This window comes from Streptomyces sp. NPDC057271, from assembly GCF_042668715.1.
Lineage (GTDB): Bacteria > Actinomycetota > Actinomycetes > Streptomycetales > Streptomycetaceae > Streptomyces.
The window spans coordinates 87,041-106,983 of the sequence record NZ_JBHUYJ010000001.1; the positions used below are offsets into that span (position 1 = coordinate 87,041).

Here is a 19,943-nt window from a genome sequence, read left to right on the forward strand (position 1 = left end):
TGAGGCGACTCAGAGGTCGGTGGCGATGATCTTCTCGATGTTGCGTTCGGCGAGCGCGGTGATCGTGACGAACGGGTTGACACTGGTGTTGCCCGGGATCAGCGCGCCGTCGATCACATAGAGCCCCGGATGGCCGTGGAGGCGACCGTAGTCGTCGGTGGCCCGGCCGAGCACGGCGCCACCGAGCGGGTGGTACGTGAGGTGGTCGCCCCAGATCTTGTACGCGCCGAACAGGTCCGTGCGGTAGATCGTCCCCTCCTTGTGGTTGATCCTGTCGAAGATCGTCTTGGCGGCGTTGATGGAGGGCTGCTTCCAGGCGGTCTGCCAGTTGAGCTCGACGCGGCCCGCCGTGGGGTTCCACGAGAACTCGGCCCGGTGGGGGTTCTTCGTGATCGACAGATAGAACGAGGCGTACGTCTCGATGCCCGTGGGCAGCGGCGCGACCTCGGCGAACGCCCCGCCCGCGTCCCAGTTGTCGATGCCGGCCGTGGGCATGGACGCCTGGAGCCTCCCCGTCGGGTCCCACATATGGTTGGCGCGCCCGCACATGACGTTTCCGTTGTCGCCCCAGCCCTTGCCGATCTCGCCGTTGAGGCCGGGCAGCGCTCCGGTGGCCCGCAGCCTGGTCAGCAGCTTGCTGGTGCCGACGCTGCCGGCCGCGAAGAACACCCGGTCCGCCAGGATCGTCTCGGTGGACGTGGTGTTCCCCGCGGTGTCCAGCCGGTCGACGACGACCGCGTAGCCGCCGCCCGCCGCCGGGAACACGGACGTCACCTTGTGCAGCGGTGAGACGGTGACCCGCCCGGTCGCCCGGGCCTGCGCGAGGTAGGTCTTCTGCAGGGTCTTCTTGCCGTGGTTGTTGCCGTAGAGCACCTCCCCGGCCAGCGCCGACTTCGGTACGGCACCGGCGGCCTCCTGCTTCATGTACTCCCAGTCGTACACGTTGGGCACGAAGACGAACGGGAAACCGGAGCGCTGCGCATGCTTGCGGCCCACCCGGGCGTACTGGTAGCACGCCGCGCTCTCCCACCAGGACGGGTCGACGTGGTTCACGCCGAGCCCGGCGTTGGCGCGCGGGTAGTAGACGCCGTACATCTCGTCGACGTCGACCGACGGAAGGATCGCGCCGAAGTTCTCCCGGCGCGGGGTGACGGCCATCCCGCCGTTGACCAGGGAGCCGCCTCCGACGCCCCGGCCCTGGTAGACGGTGATGCCGCCGAACTCCTCGGCGTCCAGGATGCCCGTGTGGCGGGGGACGTCCTTGTCGAGCGGGAAGCCGAGGAACTGGCTGAGGGGCTGCTTGGTGCGGGTGCGCAGCCAGAAGGACCGGTAGTCGGGGGTGGTCGTGTTGGCGAAGATCTTGCCGTCCGGGCCGGGGGTGTCCCAGGCCATGCCCATCTCGACCATGCGCACGTCGACACCTGCCTGGGCGAGCCGCAGCGCGGCGACGGATCCGCCGTAGCCGGTGCCGATCACCAGAGCGGGGATACGGGACTGCGTGGCCGACGCGTAGGCCTGAGAGGGAAGTGCCAGAGTGCCGAGAATAGAACCTGTTCCCGTGATGAATCCACGGCGTGTAACAGCCATGAGGAGCCCTCACTGTCGGTGGAATGGGAACGAGTTCTACTGCCGCCCGCATGGGAAGTCACGGCATACCGATTGGTAACTTTTGGCTGGATCGCTCAAGGATGTTCCAGGCAAAGCCGACATTCTGATGAGTGAAGGATCCGCCGAGACCGGAGCGCCCATGCCCCTGCCGACCCTGGCCCCCGACATCCTCGACCGGACGGCCGTCGCACTCCACGACACCGCCGCGTGGCAGGAGATCGTCCGCCACTGGGACGCTCCGTACGAGGAGCCGGCCGCCCCCGAGCACGACTGGCGCGGGCTGCTCTCCGTCCCCGTCGACCAGCTCGTGGCCACCGCCCTCGCCGGTCTCACCCCGCCCCCGCCCGCCGAACGGCGGCTCCCCGGCCGGCTCGGGGCCGTCCTGCCCGACCGGCTGCACACCTGGCGCCGTATCGGTCAGAGCGACGTACGCCCCTCCGTCCACCTGGCCCACGCCCGCCACGTCCTCGTCGAGTGGGGCTGGCAGAACAGGCCGTACCGTCTCCGCGACGCCCGGGGCGCCCGCTGCCTCTGCGGCGCGCTGCTCACCGCCCACCGCCTCGGCCACGGCAGCGCCGACACCATGAACCGCTCCGCCGCCTGGATCGTCACCGAACTGCGTGCCCAGGGCTGGACCGGGCTCATCGGCCCCTGGAACCGCGCCCCCGGACGCACCGCCGACCAGGCCCTGGCGCTCCTCGATGCCACCATCCGGCGCGCCGCGCACGCGGGGGAGTGACCGTACGCGTACGGCGGGACCTCACGCGGCGCCCCGTCGCCGTCCCGGCCCTCACTGCCCCTCACTCCACGCTGTCGGCCACCGTGAACAGCCCGCCGTCCGGATCGCGGAGCGTGATGCGCCGCCCGTTTCCCGACGGGCTCACGGAGGAGGCCGTCGTCCCACCGAGCCGCACCGCCGCCTCGACCGCCTCGTCGACGTCGGGGACCCGGAAGTGCACATGCCAGCGAGGCCGTACCTGGGGGTCGGGGGCCGCCTCCACCGCCCCGCCGAAGAGCCGGGCGACCGTGACGCCCGCATGGCTCAGGACGACATGATCGTCCTCGTAGCTCACCTGGCAGCAGCCCGGACGCTCGCCGGCCCAGTCCAGTACCTCGGCGTAGAAGATCGCCGCGTCGAAGGCGTTACGGGTCCGCAGCTCGAGCCAGGCCGGCGCCCCGCCCTTGCCGACGCTCCAGTCGGGGATCACCTCACCCTCCCAGATACCGAAGACGGCACCCTCGCGGTCCGAGGCGAGCGCCGCCCGCCCGGTCCCGAAGCGCAGCGGCCCCACGGCCACCGTGGCGCTGCGCTCCCGGATGCGCGAAGCGGTCAGGTCGGCGTCGTCGACGGCGAAGTACGGGGTCCAGGCGACGGCCACCGCGAGGCGCGGCGCCAGCGCGCCGATCCCGGCGACCGGAGCCCCGTCGCGCAGGGCGACGGAGAACTCCTCACCCAACCGGGTGGACCGGAACTCCCAACCGAACACACCCCCGTAGAAGGTCTCGGCAGCGCGGAGGTCGCGGGTCATGAGACTGACCCAGCAGGGGGCGCCGGACACCGCATGACTCGAGGTCGACACAACCTTCATCCATCCGTCGTGGACGCGTGATCGGTTCCCATCCCACCGTACCCCCGGAGAGATCGCCATTCCGGCGGGCCGTACCGGTACGGCGTGCGAAGTCCCCACCGGTACGAAAACCTGAAAGCGTGAGGGACGTGCGCGCTGCGCTGCGAAGAGTGGTGGCCGACCTGTACGCGCGGCGCCGGGACCCGGCGGTCGTGCAGACCGTCAGGTCCACGGCCGCGGCCACGATCTCCTATGTCGTCGCTCTCCAGCTGAGCAGCGAACCGGCCCCCCTGACCGCCCCGCTCACCGCGCTGCTCGTCGTCCAGGTGACCCTCTACTCCACGCTCACCACCGGCATCCGGCGGGTCAACTCGGTGGTCGTCGGCGTCGTCATCGCCATCGCCTTCAGTGCCCTGGTCGGTCTCACCTGGTGGAGCCTCGGGCTGATCATCCTGGCCTCGCTGGTGGTGGGCCGCTTCGTGCGCGTCGACGAGTTCGTGCCCGAGGTCGCGATCAGCGCGATGCTGGTCCTCGGCGTCACCCAGGTCACCGACACCGCCTGGGACCGGGTCCTGGAGACCCTCATCGGGGCGATCGTCGGTCTGACCTTCAACACGGTCCTCGCACCGCCCGTCTGGGTCGGCTCGGCGGGTGAGTCCATCGAGGACCTGGCGCGCCGTATGCGCCGGCTCATGCTGGGCATGGGCGAGGAACTCACCGCCCCCACGACCGTCGCGCACGCCGCCGCGCGCCTGCACGAGGCACGCCGGCTCGACAACGACGTCGCCGACGTCGACGCGGCGCTGCGCCAGGCCGAGGACAGCCTTCGGCTCAACCCGCGCGTCAAGGAACAGGAAGGAGTCCTCTACCGCATCGTGCTGCGCACCGGGCTCGACACCCTGGAGATCTGCGCCGTCGTCCTGCGGGTCATCGCCCGCACGCTCACCGACCTCGCCAAGGCGCGCAAGGGCGCGGAACTCTTCCCCGAGGACCTCGCGCTCGCGCTCGAAGACCTCCTGGCCCGCGTCGCCGACACCCTCGTGAGCTTCGCCGTCCTGGTCTCCACCCACGTCAGCGAGGACGCCGACGCCGCCGAGGAGCGGCTCGCCGGCGAACTCAGAGCGGCGCGCGCCGTCCGCGACCACACGGCGGACCTCCTGCTCCAGGTCGTCCAGCGAGACCCCCGCCACTGGCAGCTGTACGGAGCGCTGCTCGCCGAGATCGACCGGATCCTCGACGAGCTCGATCTCGACCACCGCGGGCGCCGCCTCATGGAAGAACTCGACCGCCACTCGCGCGAACGCGCCGAGCGACGGCCGAGACTGTCGGCGCTCCGCGACCGACTGGGGGTCTGAGGGACTTCGGGCTGGGGCATGGGGGAATTCGGAAATCCGGCTGTCACCGCCGGTCGTTCATCAGCTCCTGGAACGAACTCATACAAGGGGTGCAGTGACGGTCGGTCCTCTCGCGCTCCTCCAGCGGCTCCTCGTGGAGCGACTGCCCGCACAGGGCGGTCGCGGTGCCGATGGCGGCCACGTGCCAGACGAAGATCCCGTCACGGGGCGCTATGCCGACGTGCATTTCGTACATGGTCGTCTCCATGCTCGGCGGACGCTTTCCCTTCCAGTGCACCCGACGGAGGGCCGGTTGCACGCCCGGAGGGCCGCTGTTCGGGTGACGCGCCCCGCGCCACCGCCGACCAGGCTGCCCGAGGGACGGATGGCTACGCTGGAGCAGGGGGCGAGGACGGCGAACCGGTCGGAGGCGACCCATGAGACGACGCCACCACTTTCATATCGACCACGCGGGGCACTCCGTCAGCGTCACGGTCCAGACCGGCCACAAGGCCGTCGTCGAGGTCCTCGTCGACGGCAAGGAGACGGGGTGTGCCACGACCGGTCACGACCGCCCCGTGACCGTGCACATCGAGCTGCCGACCGACCCGCCGACGCCCGCGACGGTCCGCGCCGCGGCCGGCCCCGGCATCCCCCGCTGCGTCCTGGAAGTGCCGGGCACCGAGCCGCAGGTCATGTCGCCACGGCTCTACTGACCGGCGTACGCCGAACGGCCACGCGCCGGCGTCCGTGAGACACCCGCAGTCCCGCCCGTAGGCCGGGTGGCCGGGTCGCCCGTGGCCCCGACGAGGACCGGCGGCACTCCGGACGCCTCGCCGCGCTCTCCCTCTTCGCCTCCTTCGCCTCCTTCGCCTCCTTCGCCCCCGCCCTCGCCCTCGCCTCGTCGTGCTCCGACAGCGCGGCCGGCTTCGTTCCGTGGCCGCCGTCCCTCGCGACCAGCGCCTCCGACACCACCTTCCGCTGCCCTTCGGCCCCGCGCATCGAGCAGCGTCCGCACCCGCATGCCGTCACCCCGACGAACCGCCCATCGAGGGGGAAACCCGCCCCGACCGACATCTCGTCAGGTCAACACTGGGTAACGCCAACGGGCTTATGGGGTTGAACACTTCCTTCCGCATGCGGGTCTCTGGGATCTTGCGTCCCACCCCCTACAACACAGGGCCCGGCAGGCGCCACCAGCGTCACCGGGCCATCGGAGGACGCATTGTTTTCCCACATATCAAGCCGGCTGAGACTCTCCGCCGTGGCCGTCGCCGCTCTCGGCTCGGCCGTCGCGCTCACCGTGCCCGTCGGAGCCGCTCAGGCCGCGCCGACGACCATCCCGGAGCCCAGGGCCGCATCCGCGGCTCAGGCCGGCTCCACCGCGTCGGCTGCCTCCGCCGCCCGCGCGGCCAAGGCGGCCGTGCCTGCGGCCTGGGCGGCCGGCACGCGCGCCTACCTGGTCATCACCGCTCCCGGTGACACCACGGCCGTCCGCACGGCGGTCGCGAACAACGGCGGCACCGTCTTCGCCTCGTACGACGCCATCGGCGTCGTGGTGGCCCACTCGACGTCGACCGGCTTCGCCCCGGCGATGCGCGCGGTCTCCGGCGTCCAGCAGGTCGGCGCCACCCGTACCTCCGACGTCCCTGCCGACGCCTACAACCCGGCGCTGCCCAGCAACCCGTCCCAGTCCACCGCGCCGTCCACCGAGCCGGTCCGGTCGGACATGACGCAGATCAAGGCCGACCAGGCCTGGGCGGTCACCACCGGCTCTCCGACGGTCAAGGTCGGCATCCTGGACACCGGTGTGGACGACCAGCACCAGGACCTGGCGCCCAACTTCAACGCCGCCGACTCGGTCTCCTGCGCGTACGGCAAGGCGGACACCCGGGCCGGGGCGTGGCGTGACGTCGACACCCACGGCACGCACGTCGCCGGTACGGTCGCGGCCGCCAAGAACGGCAAGGGCGCCATCGGCGTCGCGCCGGGTGTGAAGATCTCCTCGGTCCGCATCGCCGAGCCGGGCAGCACGCTGTTCTTCGCGGAGAACACCATCTGCGGGCTCGTCTGGGCCGGTGACCACGGCTTCAAGGTCACCAACAACAGCTACTACACGGACCCGTGGCAGTTCAACTGCCCGGACAACGTGGACCAGGCGGCCATCCTGGAGGGTGTCAACCGCGCCCAGAAGTACGCGGAGGGCAAGGGGTCGCTGCAGGTCGCGGCGGCCGGCAACGCCAACTACGACCTGGCGAACAAGACCACCGACACCTCCTCACCCAACGACTCCACCCCGGTGACCCGGACCATCACCAACGACTGCCTCGACATCCCGGCCGAACTGCCGGGCGTCGTCACGGTCGCGGCGAACGGCACCAGCGGCTCGTCCAAGGCGTCCTTCTCCAACTTCGGCCGCAACGTCATCGAGGTGTCCGCGCCCGGCGAGTCCGTCTACAGCACGGTTCCCGGGGGCAAGTACGCCTCGCTGAGCGGCACCTCCATGGCCTCCCCGCACGTGGCGGGCGTGGCGGCGCTCCTGGCCAGCGCCAACCCGGGCGACACCCCCGCGGACATCCGTACGAAGCTGGGCGTCCAGGCCACCGACCTGGCCTGCCCGTCGGACAGCCGGTGCACCGGCACCACCGCCGTCAACAGCTTCTTCGGCGAGGGTCGCGTCGACGCGCTGAAGGCGGTCAGCGGTACCACCCCGCCCCCCGGCGCGTACTTCGAGAACCTCACCGACGTCGCGATCACCGACCACGCCACCGTCGAGAGCTCCCTCACGGTCAGCGGGGTGACGGGCAACGCCCCGGCCACCCTCAAGGTGGGCGTGGACATCAAGCACACGTACATCGGTGACCTGAAGGTCGACCTGGTCGCCCCCGACGGCACGGTCCACACCCTGCACAACCGGACCGGCGGCGGCACGGACAACATCCTCCAGACCTACACCGTCAACGCCTCCGCCGAGGTCGCGAACGGCGTCTGGAAGCTCCGTGTGAACGACAACGCCAACCGGGACACCGGCAGGATCGACGCCTGGAACCTGACCTTCTAGGCCTCACCCGGGCGCCCCTCGCCGTTCCGGCGGGGGCGCCCGGACTCCGGTCCGGAGTAGAGGTGGTCGACCTCGGGCCGCAGATCGAGTATGTCGAGGAACTCCGCGAGCTCGGCCCGGTCGGTCGTCCGGCTCGCTACGGCCCGCCGAGCCGCACGACGACGCTCTCCGGGACCCCGGGGCCCGGGCGAACCGTCGCTCTCCTCAGTGACGTCCATGACGAGATCCGACCACACCACGGGCCGCCGCGCACGGTCAGTACACGCCGAGGAAGATGCCTCCGGGCGTGTTGAGGTTGTCGTTGTGCAGGTGGAACGCCCGCAGCGACCGGGCGATCTCGCGCTGCGAGATGAACGCGTCGCGGTCCAGGTCGAGACGCTCGAAGACCCCCGGGTCCTGCTCCCCGGTGACGCCCCAGACGGCGAGATACGCGGCGAACTCCTCCCCGCTGACCCGCTTGTCACCCTTCGTGTCCATGATGCGGAAGATGGCCGCGGCGAGGTTCTCGAGCAGTTCGGGCCGGTCGCTGTCGTAGCCCACCGCGCGATGGGCCGCGACGAAGCCGTCCTGATCCAGCCGATCCCGCCCCGGCACCGACTGGGTGAGCAGCCCGAGCCACTGCGCCCAGTACGCCCGCTCCAGGGCCTGGATCCGGGTATCGTCCGCCGCCAGCCCGTAGGCCCTCGCGTACGTCGCCACGATCCGCTCGTGGTCGGACCAGGTGACGAATCCGTCGCCGTCGGAGTCCAGCACCTCGAAGAGGCGCCGGAGCCTACGAGTGATCGGATCGAGCGTCGCCATGCGGGGATCCTTCCTGTGGAGGGGGTCGTACCGAGAGGGACGGCAGAACCCCCAGTGTGGTTGCCCGCGACTGCCTGTTCGCGCTGCCCCACCACGCGTCGCGCACCGGAACACGCACGGCAAAGCGCATGAGAACGCGCGCGGACCGGCGCCGTACGCGACCATCGACGCCATGGACCACGGTCCCGACGCGCCCGCGCATGGCGTGCCCGCACTCGTCCGGGAGCTGGCCCGGCGGGCCGATCCGCTGCGCCTGCGGCAGGACGTCGACTTCCTCGCCGACCGTCCGCGCGGCAGGACCCACGCGCCCGAGGCCATGCTCCGCGCCGAGGCCCATGTGGCGCGCCGGCTGGCCGAGGCGGGCTGGCTGACCGAACGGCAGCCGTTCGACGTCCGGTGGCGTCCGGGCTGCACCGACCGCCCCGGCGGCGCCCGCCTCTCGCCCTTCCGCGTCCGCGTGCACCGACGGCTCACCGGGGCCAACCTGCTGGCCCGGCTGCCCGACGGAGCCGAGCGGGACCACCGGGACGACCGGCCCACCGTGCTCGTCGGAGCCCACCTGGACACCGTCGCGGGCAGCCCAGGCGCCGACGACAACGCCTCCGGAGTCGCCGCCCTGCTGGAGGTGGCCCGGCTGCTCGGAGGGCTGCCCCGGCCACCCGCGGTGCGCCTGGCCTGCTTCGACATGGAGGAGCTGGGATTCGTCGGCGCACGCGTCGCCGCCCGCGCGGCCGGACCCGGCCGCCGGATCGCCGGGATGCTCTGCCTGGAGTCCGTCGGCTGCTTCGACACCGCGCCCGGGACACAGGCCGTCCCGCCGGGCTTCGGCACGGTCTTCCCGGGCGCGGCCGGCGCCGTACACGCGGCGGGCGGGCGCGCGGACTTCGTCCTCGTCGTCCACCGCCGGTCCTCGCAGACGGCGGCCGACCTGTGGCGCCGGGCGGCCGCGGCCGCGGAGCCGCCTCTGCCGGTCGTCACCCTCCGCGACCCCCGCCCCGACGGCCCGCTCGGCACCCTCGCCGGACTCGCCGTCCCCCCGTTGAACCATCTCGGCCGCAGCGACCACGCGGCCTTCTGGAGCGCGGGCATCCCGGCCGTCCTGCTCACCGGCACGGCGAACTTCCGCAACCCCCGCTACCACCGCCCCACCGACACCCCGGACACCGTCGACCACGAGCGCCTGACGGCCGTCGCCGTCGCCACCGCGGCCACCGCCGCGCTCTGGTGCCCACCCGGCCCGTCCCACCCGCGCCGTCACGGCCGGTAGCCGTCTCGGAGGCGGAATCGGGCCTGCGGACCTACGGTGGTCGGACAGCGCGATCACGACCGATCCCGTTACCGAGGAGGCTGCGATGGAGCAGCGCTTTGTCTGGGTGACCACGCGCCGCATCACGCCGGGCGCCCTGGAGGAGTTCGAGCGGGCCTGGCGTCCCGGATTCTCCCCCGACGGTCTGCACAAGGCCTACGCCTACTGGACCGAGGACGGCCAGGAGATCACCGGCGTCTCGCTCTGGGACTCCAAGGAGGCGTGCGACGCCTGGCGTTCCTCCGACGCGGAGCGCCAGCGCCGCGAGACGATGGCGCCGTTCGTCGTCGAGGAGAACGAGGCCTTCTACCGGGGCGGTGAACTCGGCCTGCCCGGACGGTGACCGCGCACGGCGCTACGGGTATGTCCGTACGTCGTCGGTGTACTCCCGCGCCCGCTGCCGGACGAGTTCAGGCAGCGTCCCCGACGCCAGGTCCGCGAGGGTCGTCCCCTCCAGGACCTGGCGCAGACTCGCGCGCACCGCGCGCCAGACGTCCGGCATCGGCGCCGCCGCCCCCTGGTACTCCAGACCCGTCAGCTTCAGCTCACGCACGCTCACCAGCGGACCGTCCATCGCCCGGATCACATCGGCGAGGGTGATCTCGTCGGACGGTCTGGAGAGGGTGTATCCGCCGTCAGGACCGCGCACGCTCCGCACCAGCCGGGCCTGCCGCAACTCGCTGAGGACGACGAAGAGGAAGCGGACCGGGATTTCCTGCCGGCCCGCGATGTCCTCCGCCTTGAGCGGCCGGTCGGGGGAGCAGGCCAGCTCCGCCATGGCTCTGACCGCGTAGTCCGTTCGCGCTGAGATCCTCACCGCCTCAATGTCTCACGCTTGGCGCGAAACCGATGCGGCCCCCGGCGCACGGGACGTGGCGGCCTTGTCATTGCACATTGTTCATCGACATAGTGAACAACGTTCCGCAGTGCCCGCCTTGGCCGGAGGTACCTCGTGCCCATGCCCGTGCCCGTGCCCGAGTCCGTCCCCGTGCCCGCGGTCCCGGGCCGTCAGCGGCCGACCGTGGCCGTCGTCGGCGCGGGCGCGGCCGGGGCGCTCGTCGCCGTCCAGCTGTGCGAGACGGCCGCCCGTCGGCGGATCCCCCTCGACCTCGTCCTGGTCGACCCGGCCGCCGAGGCCGGACGCGGCACGGCGTACGCCACCGAGGTCGCCGAGCACCGGCTCAACGTGCCGGTCGGCGGGATGAGCTGCTACCCGGACGACCCCGGCCACTTCCGGCGCTGGCTCTGCCGCCACGGCGAATCGACCGTCACCGAGAGGGACTTCGCCTCCCGGCACCGCTTCGGGTCCTACCTCGCCGACACTCTCGGACGCGCCATCATCACGGCCCACGGAACCGTCGCCGTACGCCGGCTGCGGACGCGGGCGATCCGCTGTACGGACACGGCCGACGGGCGGTTCGAGCTGCGGCTCGCCGACGGCGGGACCGTCACGGCCGACACCGTCGTCCTGGCCACCGGCCCCGCCGCGGGCACCGCGCGCTGGGCCCCGGCCGAACTGCGCGCCTCCGAGCGCTTCATCTCCAGCCCGTGGACGCCTGGCGCGCTCGACGGGGTGGGGCCGGGCGACGACGTACTGCTCGTCGGCGCGGGCCTGACCGCCGTCGACCTCGCGCTCGTCCTCGACCGGCCCGGCCGCACCGTGCACACCCTCTCGCGCAGCGGCCTGCTGCCCCGGCCCCACGCCGTCGCGCCGCTGCCGCCCGTACCCGCTCCGCCCGGCCTCACGGCACTCCCGCTCCACCGGCTGCGCACGGCCCTCCGGCTCCACTTCGCCGCCTCGCTGCGTGACCACGGCGACTGGCGCCCCGCACTCGACGGGCTGCGCCCCGCGATCGCCGCCCTCTGGCAGGGACTCACCGACGACGAGCGGGCCGAGTTCCTCGAACGCGACGCGACCCGGTGGAACGTCCACCGCCACCGGATGGCCCCGGCCACCGCCGAGACCGTCGCCCGGGCCCGCGCCGCCCGCCGCCTGCGCGTCCACTCCGGCCGGATCGCCGCCGTCCGCACGACGGACGACGGCCCGATCGCCGTCGAGCTCGCCGACGGCCGGGAACTGACGGCGGCATGGGTCGTCGACTGCACCGGCCCCGGGCTCCGGACCCACCCGTCCGACGACCCGCTCTGGGGTGGGCTGCTCGCCGACGGCCTCGCCGCCCCCGGACCGCTCGGCATCGGCGTCGCCACCGACGACGGCCGGCTGCGCGACGCCCACGGCGGCGCCGGCAGGCCGCTGTTCACCCTCGGGGCGCCCCGGCGCGGCGAGCTGTGGGAGACGACCGCGATTCCCGAGATCAGGACGCAGGCCAGGGAGATCGCCGAGTCCGTGCTCGCCCCGCTGACCGGCGCCCCGCAGCCGACCCGCCGACGGCCCACCGACCAGTTCGGGCTGCCGCTGTCGACCCACGCCGCGGCCGCCGCCGCCTTCCGCAGCGGCCTCGGCCGGGTCGTCACCGTACGGGCGAAGGCCGCCGAGGCGTTCGCCCGGGCCACCGCCCTCGACCCCGGCTTCGCCCTCGGCCACGCCGCGCTCGCCCTGCTCGGCCACGAGTGCGGCGCCGACCTCGACGTACCGCGTGAACTCGCCGACGCCCAGCGCAGCGTGGCCGAGCGGGGCGACGAGCGGGAACGCTCCTTCGTCGACGTCGTCACCCGCCGGATCCGGGCACACGACGGCGGCGCGGCCGACGGTGACGGGGGAGCGGACGGCGACCGGGCACTCGTCGCCCACCTCGACCGCTATCCGGGCGACGCCTTCGCGCTGAGCATCGCCGTGCCCACCATCGCCTTCTCCGGCGTCGGCGACATCGACGGCACGCTGGCCCGTCGCATCGTCGAGCACACCGCGCCCGCCTACGACGGGCACTGGTTCCCCACCTCTCTGCTCGCCTTCGTCCGGCAGGAGCAGGGCCGCATCGACGAGGCGGGCGCCCTCGCCACGGCGGCCCTGGCCGTCGAACCCGCCTCCGGCCACGCCGTCCACGCTCTCGCCCACGTCCACTACGATTCCGGCGACCACCGCGCGGGACGCGACTGGCTCGACGGCTGGATCGGCGGCCAGGGCCGGGGCGCCGTGCACCGCGCCCACTTCTCCTGGCACGTGGCGCTCCACGAACTCGCCCTGGACGACTCCGATGCGGTACGCCGCCGCTGGTTCGCCCAGCTCGCACCGCGCCAGGTGAACGGCGTCCGCGCCCTGGTCGACTCCGGATCCCTCCTGTGGCGGGCCAGGATGACCCGGAGCTGGACCGGAGCCGTACCCGTCGACGGAGTCCTCGACGCCGTCGAGCGCGACCTCCTCGAACGCCCGGCGACCGCGTTCACCGCCCTCCACGGGGCGGTCGCCCTCACCGCCGCGGGCGATCTGCCCGCCCTCCGGCGGCTGCGCGCCCACGCCGCCGGAGCCGACCCCGTCCAGCGCGAGGTCATCGCCCCGCTCTGCCGCGCCCTCGAAGCCGTCCTCGAGGAACAGTGGACGGCCGCGGTGGAGGGACTGCGCGGGCTGCAGCCTGCCCTGCGTCGCGTGGGCGGCAGCGCCGCGCAGCGCGAGGTCGTCGAGGAGACCCTGCTCTACGCCCTTCTCGAAGCCGGCCAGAGCGACGCCGCCCGCCACCTCCTGGAGGAACGGCTCGACCGCCGCGCCTCCCCCCTCGACCGGCGACGCCTGGCCGACCTGCCCGGGTGAGCGGGATCAACCCCCCTCGATCAGACGGTGCAGAAGGTCCGCGGCGGCGCGGCCGAACGACGGGTCGTTGAGGTGCGTGTCGGCCTCCACCACGTCGACCGCGCTGCCGCGCAACCCGTCCCGGACGGCGCTGAACAGCGCCTCGTCCACCTCCGGATCGTGGTACGGCCCGCCCGGCTCGCCGAGTGTGGACAGCCCGCGCAGCGGCAGGAACACGGTCGTGGGACCGGTGGCGGTCCGCAGCTTCGCGGCGACCCGCGCGCCGAGCTCCGCGCACTCCTCGGCCGTCGTCCGGACCACCGAGATCGACGGGTTGTGCACCCGCACGTCACGGTCGAGGACCCGCTCGGGGACCGTGTCGAGCGGGCCGAACTTCACCAGGTCGAGCGCTCCCGGGCTCACCACCTGCGGAACCCCGGCCCGCCCGGCGGCGAGCAGCCGGTCGGGCCCCGCCGTCAGGATGCCCCCGCAGAGGTCGTCCGCGAGCTCGCAGAGCGTCAGGTCCAGGACGCCCGCGAAGAGCCGCTGCTCCGCCAGCGACTCCAGCGTCCGGCCCCCCGTCCCGCTCGCGTGGAAGACCAGTACCTCGTAGCCGAGTTCGGTCAGTCGTGCCCGTGCCGCGTCGACGCCGGGCGTCGTCACCCCCGCCATGCTCGCGGCGACGAGCGGCCGGTCGCCGTCCGCGGCGGGCGCCGGCACCGCCGCCGCGAAGCCCCGCGCCATACCGGCCACCGCGTCGACGGCGTTCGCCAGTATCGGAGCCGACACCCGGTTGACCCCGGCGATGTCGACCACGCTGTACATCAGCGTGATGTCCGCCGAGCCGACATAGGGCGCGACATCGCCCGAGGCCATCGAGGAGACCATCACCTTCGGCACCCCGAGCGGCAGCGCCCGCATCGCCCGGGTCGCTATCGACGTACCTCCGCTGCCGCCCAGTGCAAGCACGCCGTGCAGCCTGCCCTCCGCGTGCAGCCGCCGGACGACCTCGGCCGCCCCGCGCGCCATCGCGGTCACGGCCGCGCCACGGTCCCCCTTACTCCGTAACCGCTCCAGGCGCACGCCCGCCGCCCGCGCCACCTCGGCGCGCGGGACGTCGGCGGATATCCGCGGGGTCCCGATCACCCCCGTGTCGACCACGATGACCTCGACCCCGCGGTGCTCCAGCCGCTCGCGCAGCCACCCGTACTCAAGACCCTTGGTGTCCAACGTGCCCACCAGCACAACGATCGCCATCCCCGTACTGTCCGGCGAAGTCGACAAGACGACAAAGGTGTGGCGGCCCGACGCCAGACGGCATACTGACCCCCCTTGATCACCACGACGCATGAGGAGAGTCATGACCGCCAGTTTCAAGACCGTCATCGAGGTGGGTCCGGACCATCTCGACCAGGCCCGGGCCATCGACCGGCTGTTCCAGGAGGCGATCGCGCCGGCCACCGTCAACTTCGACTTCGAGAACATCCATCAGGCCGCGGCCGCCGTACCCGACAGCGCCGTCGTGAGGATGGTGCGCGGCTGGGGGCTCCAGGAGCACGCCCCCGTCATGGTCATGGTGCTCTCCCTCAAGGAGGCCGTGCGCCAGGCGCTGCCCGGCGAGTTCGCCGAGGCCTCGTTCTGGGACACCGTCGAGAGGGAGCTCGCCGACGCGTTCACGGGCCTGGCCGCGCAGGAGGGCGGGCCGGGACTCGCGTACTACGACGAGGGCCCGGACCGGACGAGTTACTACCGGGACCTGTTCTTCGCCCTCCAGGACGAGGAGACCGGGGACCACATGTACGCGATCGCCTTCTGCATCGACGTGACCGTCGGACTGGAGAAGGAGAAGGCCGGCGCCCTGGAGATCACGGACATCGCGCCGTACACGATCCGGCTCAACGCGATCGTCCTGCGCCAGGAGTTGCGGCTCGCGGCCTGACGGCCGCCCGGAGGTGCGGTGAACCGCACCGGCCCGCCGTCCCGGGCCGGACCCGCGGGGAACCTAGACTGGCCGCATGGCGAAGTACTTCGACGTGCACCCCGAGAACCCCCAGCGGCGCACCATCAGCGGTGTGGCCGACAGCATCCGCTCCGGCGCGCTCATCGCGTACCCGACGGACTCCTGCTACGCGCTGGGATGCCGCATCGGCAGCCGCGACGGCATCGGCCGGATCCGCGCGATCCGCGAACTCGACGACCGCCACCACTTCACCCTGGTGTGCCAGAACTTCGCGCAGCTCGGCCAGTTCGTGCACGTCGACAACGACGTGTTCCGCGCCGTGAAGGCGGCGACACCCGGCAGCTACACCTTCATCCTGCCGGCGACCAAGGAAGTCCCGCGCCAGCTGCTGCACCCCAAGAAGAAGACCGTCGGCGTCCGGATCCCGGACCACGTCGTGACCCAGGCGCTCCTGGAGGAACTCGGCGAGCCGCTGCTCTCCAGCACGCTGCTCCTGCCCGGCGAGGACGAACCGATGACCCAGGGCTGGGAGATCAAGGAGCGCCTCGACCACGCGGTGGACGCCGTCCTCGACTCCGGTGACTGCGGCACGGAGCCGACGACCGTCATCGACTTCTCGAGCGGCGAGCCGGAGGTCGTACGCCGAGGGGCGGGCGACACCGCGCGGTTCGAGTAGCGGGGCGATCGCGGCATGACCGTCATATCTCCGCGGCACGGCCTCCTGCTGGCGGCGGCCGCCCTCCTGGCGACCGCCGGATGCGGCCTCGGAGCCGAACTCGACCGCGAGGCCGACCCCGAACGGACGGGCGCCCACGCGTCCGGGGTACGGCCGCCCATGGAAGTCCCCGCTCCCGATCGGCCGAGCCCGGCCGCCCCGTCCGCTCCGTCCGCTCCGACCGCCGAGGACGGCTGCCCGGCGTCCGGTTTCCGGGTGACGACCGGAATGGTCAACGTGGCCATGGGGTTGCGCGCCATGCCCGTGACGCTCACCCACTGCGGTACGGACGAGCTGCGCGTCAACGGGTATCCGGACGTACGGGTACGGGACGTCGAACGCCGGCCCATGGACGTCACGGTGCTGAAGGGACCGGAGCCCATCACCCGGCTCGACGACCCGGGACCGCACCCGGTGGCGCTGAAGCCGGGTGAGTCCGCGCGCAGCGTCTTCGTCTGGCGCTACTCGGCCGTCGACGTGTCGACCCGGCGGGGGAGCGGCGTGTACGTCGAGATCGCCCCGTCCGCGGGCGCGGAGCGGCAGACGGTGCTGCCGGAAGGCGGCCTGGACATCGGCGAGACGGGCCTGCTGGGCACGACGGCCTGGGAGAAGGTCACGGACTAGGTGTATCGCCCTGTGAGGGCGGGGCCGGATGGGCCCCGCCCGTGGGCACGTCAGACCGGGCGGCGCAGGCGGCTGGTTCTGGCGGCGGCCACCAGCTCCGCCACCGTGGTGAGTTTGACCCGTGGACGGCCGCTCTCGCGGCCGCGGCCGCGTTCGGCTCGGTCGATCGCGGCCAGGCCACGGGCGTCGACGACCTCCGCTCCGCGTCCGCGCACGAGCCGCCGGAACGCCTGCGGTGTACGGGACGGGGTGGGCAGGGCACCCGCGACGGCGTCGGCCAGGAGCGTGCCGACCGTCTCGGCCGCGCAGGTCCGGTTGGCGCCGATCCCGCCCGAGGGACCGCGCTTGATCCAGCCGACCACGTACGTCCCGGCCATCCCGGTCACCCGGCCGCGCTCGTGCGGCACGGTGCCGGTCGCCTCGTCGAACGGCAGCCCCGGCACGGAGACCCCCCGGTAGCCGACCGCCCGCAGCACCAGCCCGGCCGGGATCTCCCGCTCGCCCGGACCCTCCGTCACCCGGGCGGCCCGTACCGACCCCTCGCCGAGCAGGGCCACCGGCGCCGAGTGGAACCGGAGCACGATGCGTCGCTCACCTTCCGGCGACGGCGGACGCGCCCAGTCCACGGCCTCCCGCGCCAGGTCCCGTAGCAGCGCGGCCTTCTCGCCCGGCCCCGCGCCGTCGATCGCGGCGCCGGTCCGTGGATCGTGGTCGTCCACGACGAGGCGTACCCCGGGCAGACGGGTGAGGGCGAGGAGTTCGGAGGCGGTGTACGCCGCGTCCTCCGGGCCCCGCCGTCCGAGCACCACCACCTCGCGCACCCGCGACGCGCGGAGGGCGGCGAGCGCGTGGTCGGCGATGTCGGTGCCGGCCAGGCTCTCCGGGTCCATGACGAGGATCCGGGCGACATCGAGCGCGACGTTGCCGTTGCCGACCACGACGACCCGCTCGGCGCCGGCCACGTCGATCGCGTCCGGGGCGCACTCGGGGTGGGAGTTGTACCAGGACACGAACGCGGTCGCCGAGACGCTGCCGGGCAGCTGCTCTCCGGGAACGCCGAGCCTGCGGTCGGTGGAGGCCCCCACGGCGTAGACGACCGCGTGGTGGTGTGCGGCGAGTTCCTCCGCCGTGACGTCCCTGCCGACCTCGACGCCCAGCCGCATCCGTACCCGGGGGTGGGTGTGGAAGCGGGCGAAGGTGTCACCGACCTTCTTGGTCGCCGGGTGGTCAGGCGCCACGCCGTACCGGACGAGACCGCCCGCCACGGGCAGCCGGTCCACCAGGGTCACCTCGGCGTTGGTGTGCAGCAGCAGGTCCTCGGCGGCGTACATGCCCGCCGGGCCGGTGCCGACGACCGCGACGCGGATCGGTGCGAAGTCGGAGGGCAGGCTCCGCTCGAAGGCCGGCGCGCCCCAGGAGTGGAAGTTCGGCCCCGGGGCCCGGGTCCGGGGCTCCCTGTCGGCGAAGTACGCCGCGTTGACGGCCGCGTACCCGGCCTGCGCCGGCGCGAGGCTGTCCACCGGGAAGATCGCGTCCACCGGGCAGGCGTCGGCGCAGGCGCCGCAGTCGATGCAGGTGGCCGGATCGATGTGGAGCATCTCCGTGCTGCCGAACTCCCGTTCCTCCGGCGTCGGGTGGATGCAGTTGACGGGGCACACGGCGACGCAGGTGGCATCGTTGCAGCACGTCTGGGTGATGGCGTAGGTCATGTCGTCGGCTCAGCTCGGCTCGGCCCGCTCGGGCTACGGTCAGATCAGGTGGGCGCGCTTGTAGAAGGCGAGGGCCGGTCGGGTCAGGAGCCCGGCGGAGGAGAGGAACTCCATCAGGCCCGCGCAGCTGGACCGCATCAGGGACTTGTGGTGCTCGTTCGCCCTGGCCTCGCGCACGGCGCGCTCGACGTCGAGCCCGGCGCTCTCGTAGACCTTCCGGCCCACCATGCTGGTGACGATGACGTACGAGGCGATCGCGATCACCAGCGCGTGGAACTGACGGCGCGCCCGGCTCGCGCCACGCAGCCGCCTGCGCGTCTCCTCGCGGGCGAACTTCATGTGCCGCGACTCCTCCACGACATGGATGTTGTTGATCGTGCGGACGAACGGCACGACCCGCTCGTCGCGCATCCAGTCGCGCTGCATCACGTCGAGGACCTCTTCGGCGACCAGGATCGCCGCGTACGCGGCCTCACCGAAGGCGACCGTCTTGAACGCCCTGCCGAGTTCGACCGCGATCCGGCGCGGCCGGTAGGCGGGCGCACCGAGCTTCGCGGCGCCCCGGGCGAACATGATGGAGTGCCGGCACTCGTCGGCGATCTCGGTGAGCGCCCACTGGAACCGGGGCTCGGTCGGATCCTTGGCGTACATGTCCCGCAGCACCATCTGCTGGAGGATCATCTCGAACCAGATGCCGGTGCTGGCCACCGACGCCGCCTCCTGGCGGGTCAGCTCCTTGCGCTGAGGCTCGGTCAACTCGCGCCAGTACGCGGTGCCGTAGAGGGTGCTCCACTCCGGACTCGCGCCGTGGAAGTCCTTGTCCAGCGGGGTGTCCCAGTCCACCGCGGTGGCCGGGTCGTACGAGAGTTTCGCGGCCGAGTCGAGCAGCCGCCGGGCGACCTCCTGCTCGGCCTGCCGGTCCTCGCTCTCCGGTGGGACGGTGCTGCTCGTCATGTGCGGCTCCTTGAATCGAGACGTCGCACGCTTGTTAGAAGCGGCGTCTAGCAAGCTGTTAGACGGAACGTATAACAAGGGGGCCGTGCGGGCCTACCCCCGGGCGGGAAATCCCCTCGATCTCTCCACGTGTCCGGTCTCGTCCACGACCGGACATCCGCACGAGGCAACCCACGGCGGCCGGTTGCCGTCCTCCGGTCACGACAGAGGCGCCCGGCGACCCCGAGGTGCCCGCACGACCGATCGTGAGGAAGACCGCTTTGATACGTCTCACACGCGCGGTGACCGCGGCCGTGGCATTACTCGCACTGGCCGCGGCATCGCCCGGAACGGCGTTCGCCGAACCGTCCCCGGGCCCCCTGGCACGGGCCGGGAACCCGGGTGGGGAAGGGGTCAGGGGGAACGGCGAGAAGCTCCCGGAGGGGTGGCGCCTCACCGGCGAGGGCGCCGACCGGCAACTCGTCTGGACGTCCCCCGCCCCCGTGCCGATGGGCGACGCCCGCGTCGAGTTCCGTTCCGGGAACCGCCTGCTCGGCGTCCCCGTGCCCGCCGCCGACGGCAAGGCGTACCGGCTCCGGGCCGACGGCCTGAGGCTCGGCTCCCTGGACGAGCTGACGG

General features: G+C 72.6%; 19 protein-coding genes and 1 pseudogene. 11 read left to right on the top strand and 9 right to left on the bottom strand.

Translation table 11 applies throughout. The features are described from left to right. Positions 1-9: 9 nt before the first annotated feature. Positions 10-1,587: a GMC oxidoreductase gene (locus tag ACFUJR_RS00420; RefSeq protein WP_383171644.1), complete on the bottom strand. Its 1,578-nt coding sequence runs from the start codon at positions 1,585-1,587 to the stop codon at positions 10-12. A 160-nt stretch (positions 1,588-1,747) separates the two neighbouring features. Here ACFUJR_RS00420 and ACFUJR_RS00425 point away from each other — a divergent pair, with 160 nt between their 5' ends. Then, positions 1,748-2,347, top strand: a complete 600-nt coding sequence (locus ACFUJR_RS00425; RefSeq protein WP_383171645.1) for a hypothetical protein — start codon at positions 1,748-1,750, stop codon at positions 2,345-2,347. Positions 2,348-2,408: 61 nt separating this feature from the next. On the opposite strand, the gene ACFUJR_RS00430 is transcribed toward ACFUJR_RS00425, so the two are convergent. Further along, positions 2,409-3,137: a VOC family protein gene (locus ACFUJR_RS00430; RefSeq protein ID WP_383171647.1), complete on the bottom strand. Its 729-nt coding sequence runs from the start codon at positions 3,135-3,137 to the stop codon at positions 2,409-2,411. A gap of 179 nt (positions 3,138-3,316) precedes the next feature. On the opposite strand from ACFUJR_RS00430, the gene ACFUJR_RS00435 reads away from it, so the two are divergent. Continuing rightward, entirely contained in the window at positions 3,317-4,531 is a 1,215-nt protein-coding gene (locus ACFUJR_RS00435) for an aromatic acid exporter family protein (RefSeq protein WP_383171649.1), read from the top strand. Positions 4,532-4,574: 43 nt separating this feature from the next. Here ACFUJR_RS00435 and ACFUJR_RS00440 read toward each other — a convergent pair whose 3' ends face one another. Then, entirely contained in the window at positions 4,575-4,766 is a 192-nt protein-coding gene (locus tag ACFUJR_RS00440) for a hypothetical protein (protein WP_352188955.1), read from the bottom strand. A gap of 181 nt (positions 4,767-4,947) precedes the next feature. Here ACFUJR_RS00440 and ACFUJR_RS00445 point away from each other — a divergent pair, with 181 nt between their 5' ends. Further along, positions 4,948-5,226 (top strand): hypothetical protein, encoded by a 279-nt coding sequence (locus tag ACFUJR_RS00445; protein ID WP_383171652.1) that lies wholly within the window; start codon positions 4,948-4,950, stop codon positions 5,224-5,226. A gap of 548 nt (positions 5,227-5,774) precedes the next feature. Beyond that, positions 5,775-7,571 carry a S8 family serine peptidase gene (locus tag ACFUJR_RS00450; RefSeq protein WP_383171654.1) on the top strand — a complete coding sequence of 599 codons (1,797 nt, stop codon included), beginning with the start codon at positions 5,775-5,777 and terminating at the stop codon, positions 7,569-7,571. Here ACFUJR_RS00450 and ACFUJR_RS00455 read toward each other — a convergent pair. Further along, positions 7,568-7,789 (bottom strand): hypothetical protein, encoded by a 222-nt coding sequence (locus tag ACFUJR_RS00455; RefSeq protein WP_383450159.1) that lies wholly within the window; start codon positions 7,787-7,789, stop codon positions 7,568-7,570. The two genes, ACFUJR_RS00450 and ACFUJR_RS00455, sit on opposite strands and share 4 nt — an antisense overlap. Positions 7,790-7,826: 37 nt before the next feature. Then, entirely contained in the window at positions 7,827-8,372 is a 546-nt protein-coding gene (locus ACFUJR_RS00460; RefSeq protein ID WP_383177466.1) for an EF-hand domain-containing protein, read from the bottom strand. Positions 8,373-8,544: 172 nt separating this feature from the next. Here ACFUJR_RS00460 and ACFUJR_RS00465 point away from each other — a divergent pair, with 172 nt between their 5' ends. Continuing rightward, complete coding sequence (locus tag ACFUJR_RS00465; protein ID WP_383177463.1) at positions 8,545-9,639, top strand: M28 family peptidase; 1,095 nt, start codon at positions 8,545-8,547, stop codon at positions 9,637-9,639. 85 nt (positions 9,640-9,724) lie between these two features. Further along, positions 9,725-10,021, top strand: a complete 297-nt coding sequence (locus tag ACFUJR_RS00470) for an antibiotic biosynthesis monooxygenase (protein ID WP_352188949.1) — start codon at positions 9,725-9,727, stop codon at positions 10,019-10,021. A 12-nt stretch (positions 10,022-10,033) separates the two neighbouring features. Here ACFUJR_RS00470 and ACFUJR_RS00475 read toward each other — a convergent pair whose 3' ends face one another. Continuing rightward, positions 10,034-10,495 carry an RrF2 family transcriptional regulator gene (locus ACFUJR_RS00475; RefSeq protein WP_383177460.1) on the bottom strand — a complete coding sequence of 154 codons (462 nt, stop codon included), beginning with the start codon at positions 10,493-10,495 and terminating at the stop codon, positions 10,034-10,036. Positions 10,496-10,636: 141 nt separating this feature from the next. Here ACFUJR_RS00475 and ACFUJR_RS00480 point away from each other — a divergent pair, with 141 nt between their 5' ends. Continuing rightward, positions 10,637-13,384, top strand: coding sequence for an FAD/NAD(P)-binding protein (locus ACFUJR_RS00480; protein ID WP_383450161.1), 2,748 nt, complete (start codon positions 10,637-10,639; stop codon positions 13,382-13,384). 6 nt (positions 13,385-13,390) lie between these two features. Here ACFUJR_RS00480 and ACFUJR_RS00485 read toward each other — a convergent pair whose 3' ends face one another. After that, positions 13,391-14,620, bottom strand: coding sequence for a Tm-1-like ATP-binding domain-containing protein (locus ACFUJR_RS00485; RefSeq protein ID WP_383177455.1), 1,230 nt, complete (start codon positions 14,618-14,620; stop codon positions 13,391-13,393). Positions 14,621-14,723: 103 nt separating this feature from the next. Between ACFUJR_RS00485 and ACFUJR_RS00490 the strand changes: the two genes are divergently transcribed. From ACFUJR_RS00490 to ACFUJR_RS00500, 3 genes are all read left to right on the top strand, one after another. Next, positions 14,724-15,302 (top strand): Type-2Aa cytolytic delta-endotoxin, encoded by a 579-nt coding sequence (locus ACFUJR_RS00490; RefSeq protein ID WP_383177452.1) that lies wholly within the window; start codon positions 14,724-14,726, stop codon positions 15,300-15,302. A gap of 76 nt (positions 15,303-15,378) precedes the next feature. Then, positions 15,379-15,999 carry an L-threonylcarbamoyladenylate synthase gene (locus tag ACFUJR_RS00495; protein WP_383177449.1) on the top strand — a complete coding sequence of 207 codons (621 nt, stop codon included), beginning with the start codon at positions 15,379-15,381 and terminating at the stop codon, positions 15,997-15,999. Between the two features lie 15 nt (positions 16,000-16,014). Continuing rightward, positions 16,015-16,662 (top strand): DUF4232 domain-containing protein, encoded by a 648-nt coding sequence (locus tag ACFUJR_RS00500; RefSeq protein WP_383177446.1) that lies wholly within the window; start codon positions 16,015-16,017, stop codon positions 16,660-16,662. Positions 16,663-16,712: 50 nt separating this feature from the next. On the opposite strand, the gene ACFUJR_RS00505 is transcribed toward ACFUJR_RS00500, so the two are convergent. Next, complete coding sequence (locus ACFUJR_RS00505; protein WP_383177443.1) at positions 16,713-18,371, bottom strand: FAD-dependent oxidoreductase; 1,659 nt, start codon at positions 18,369-18,371, stop codon at positions 16,713-16,715. Positions 18,372-18,410: 39 nt separating this feature from the next. Then, positions 18,411-19,325, bottom strand: a complete 915-nt coding sequence (locus ACFUJR_RS00510) for a diiron oxygenase (protein ID WP_383177440.1) — start codon at positions 19,323-19,325, stop codon at positions 18,411-18,413. 260 nt (positions 19,326-19,585) lie between these two features. Here ACFUJR_RS00510 and ACFUJR_RS00515 point away from each other — a divergent pair. Further along, positions 19,586-19,943: pseudogene (locus ACFUJR_RS00515) on the top strand (hypothetical protein); the annotation flags it as partial.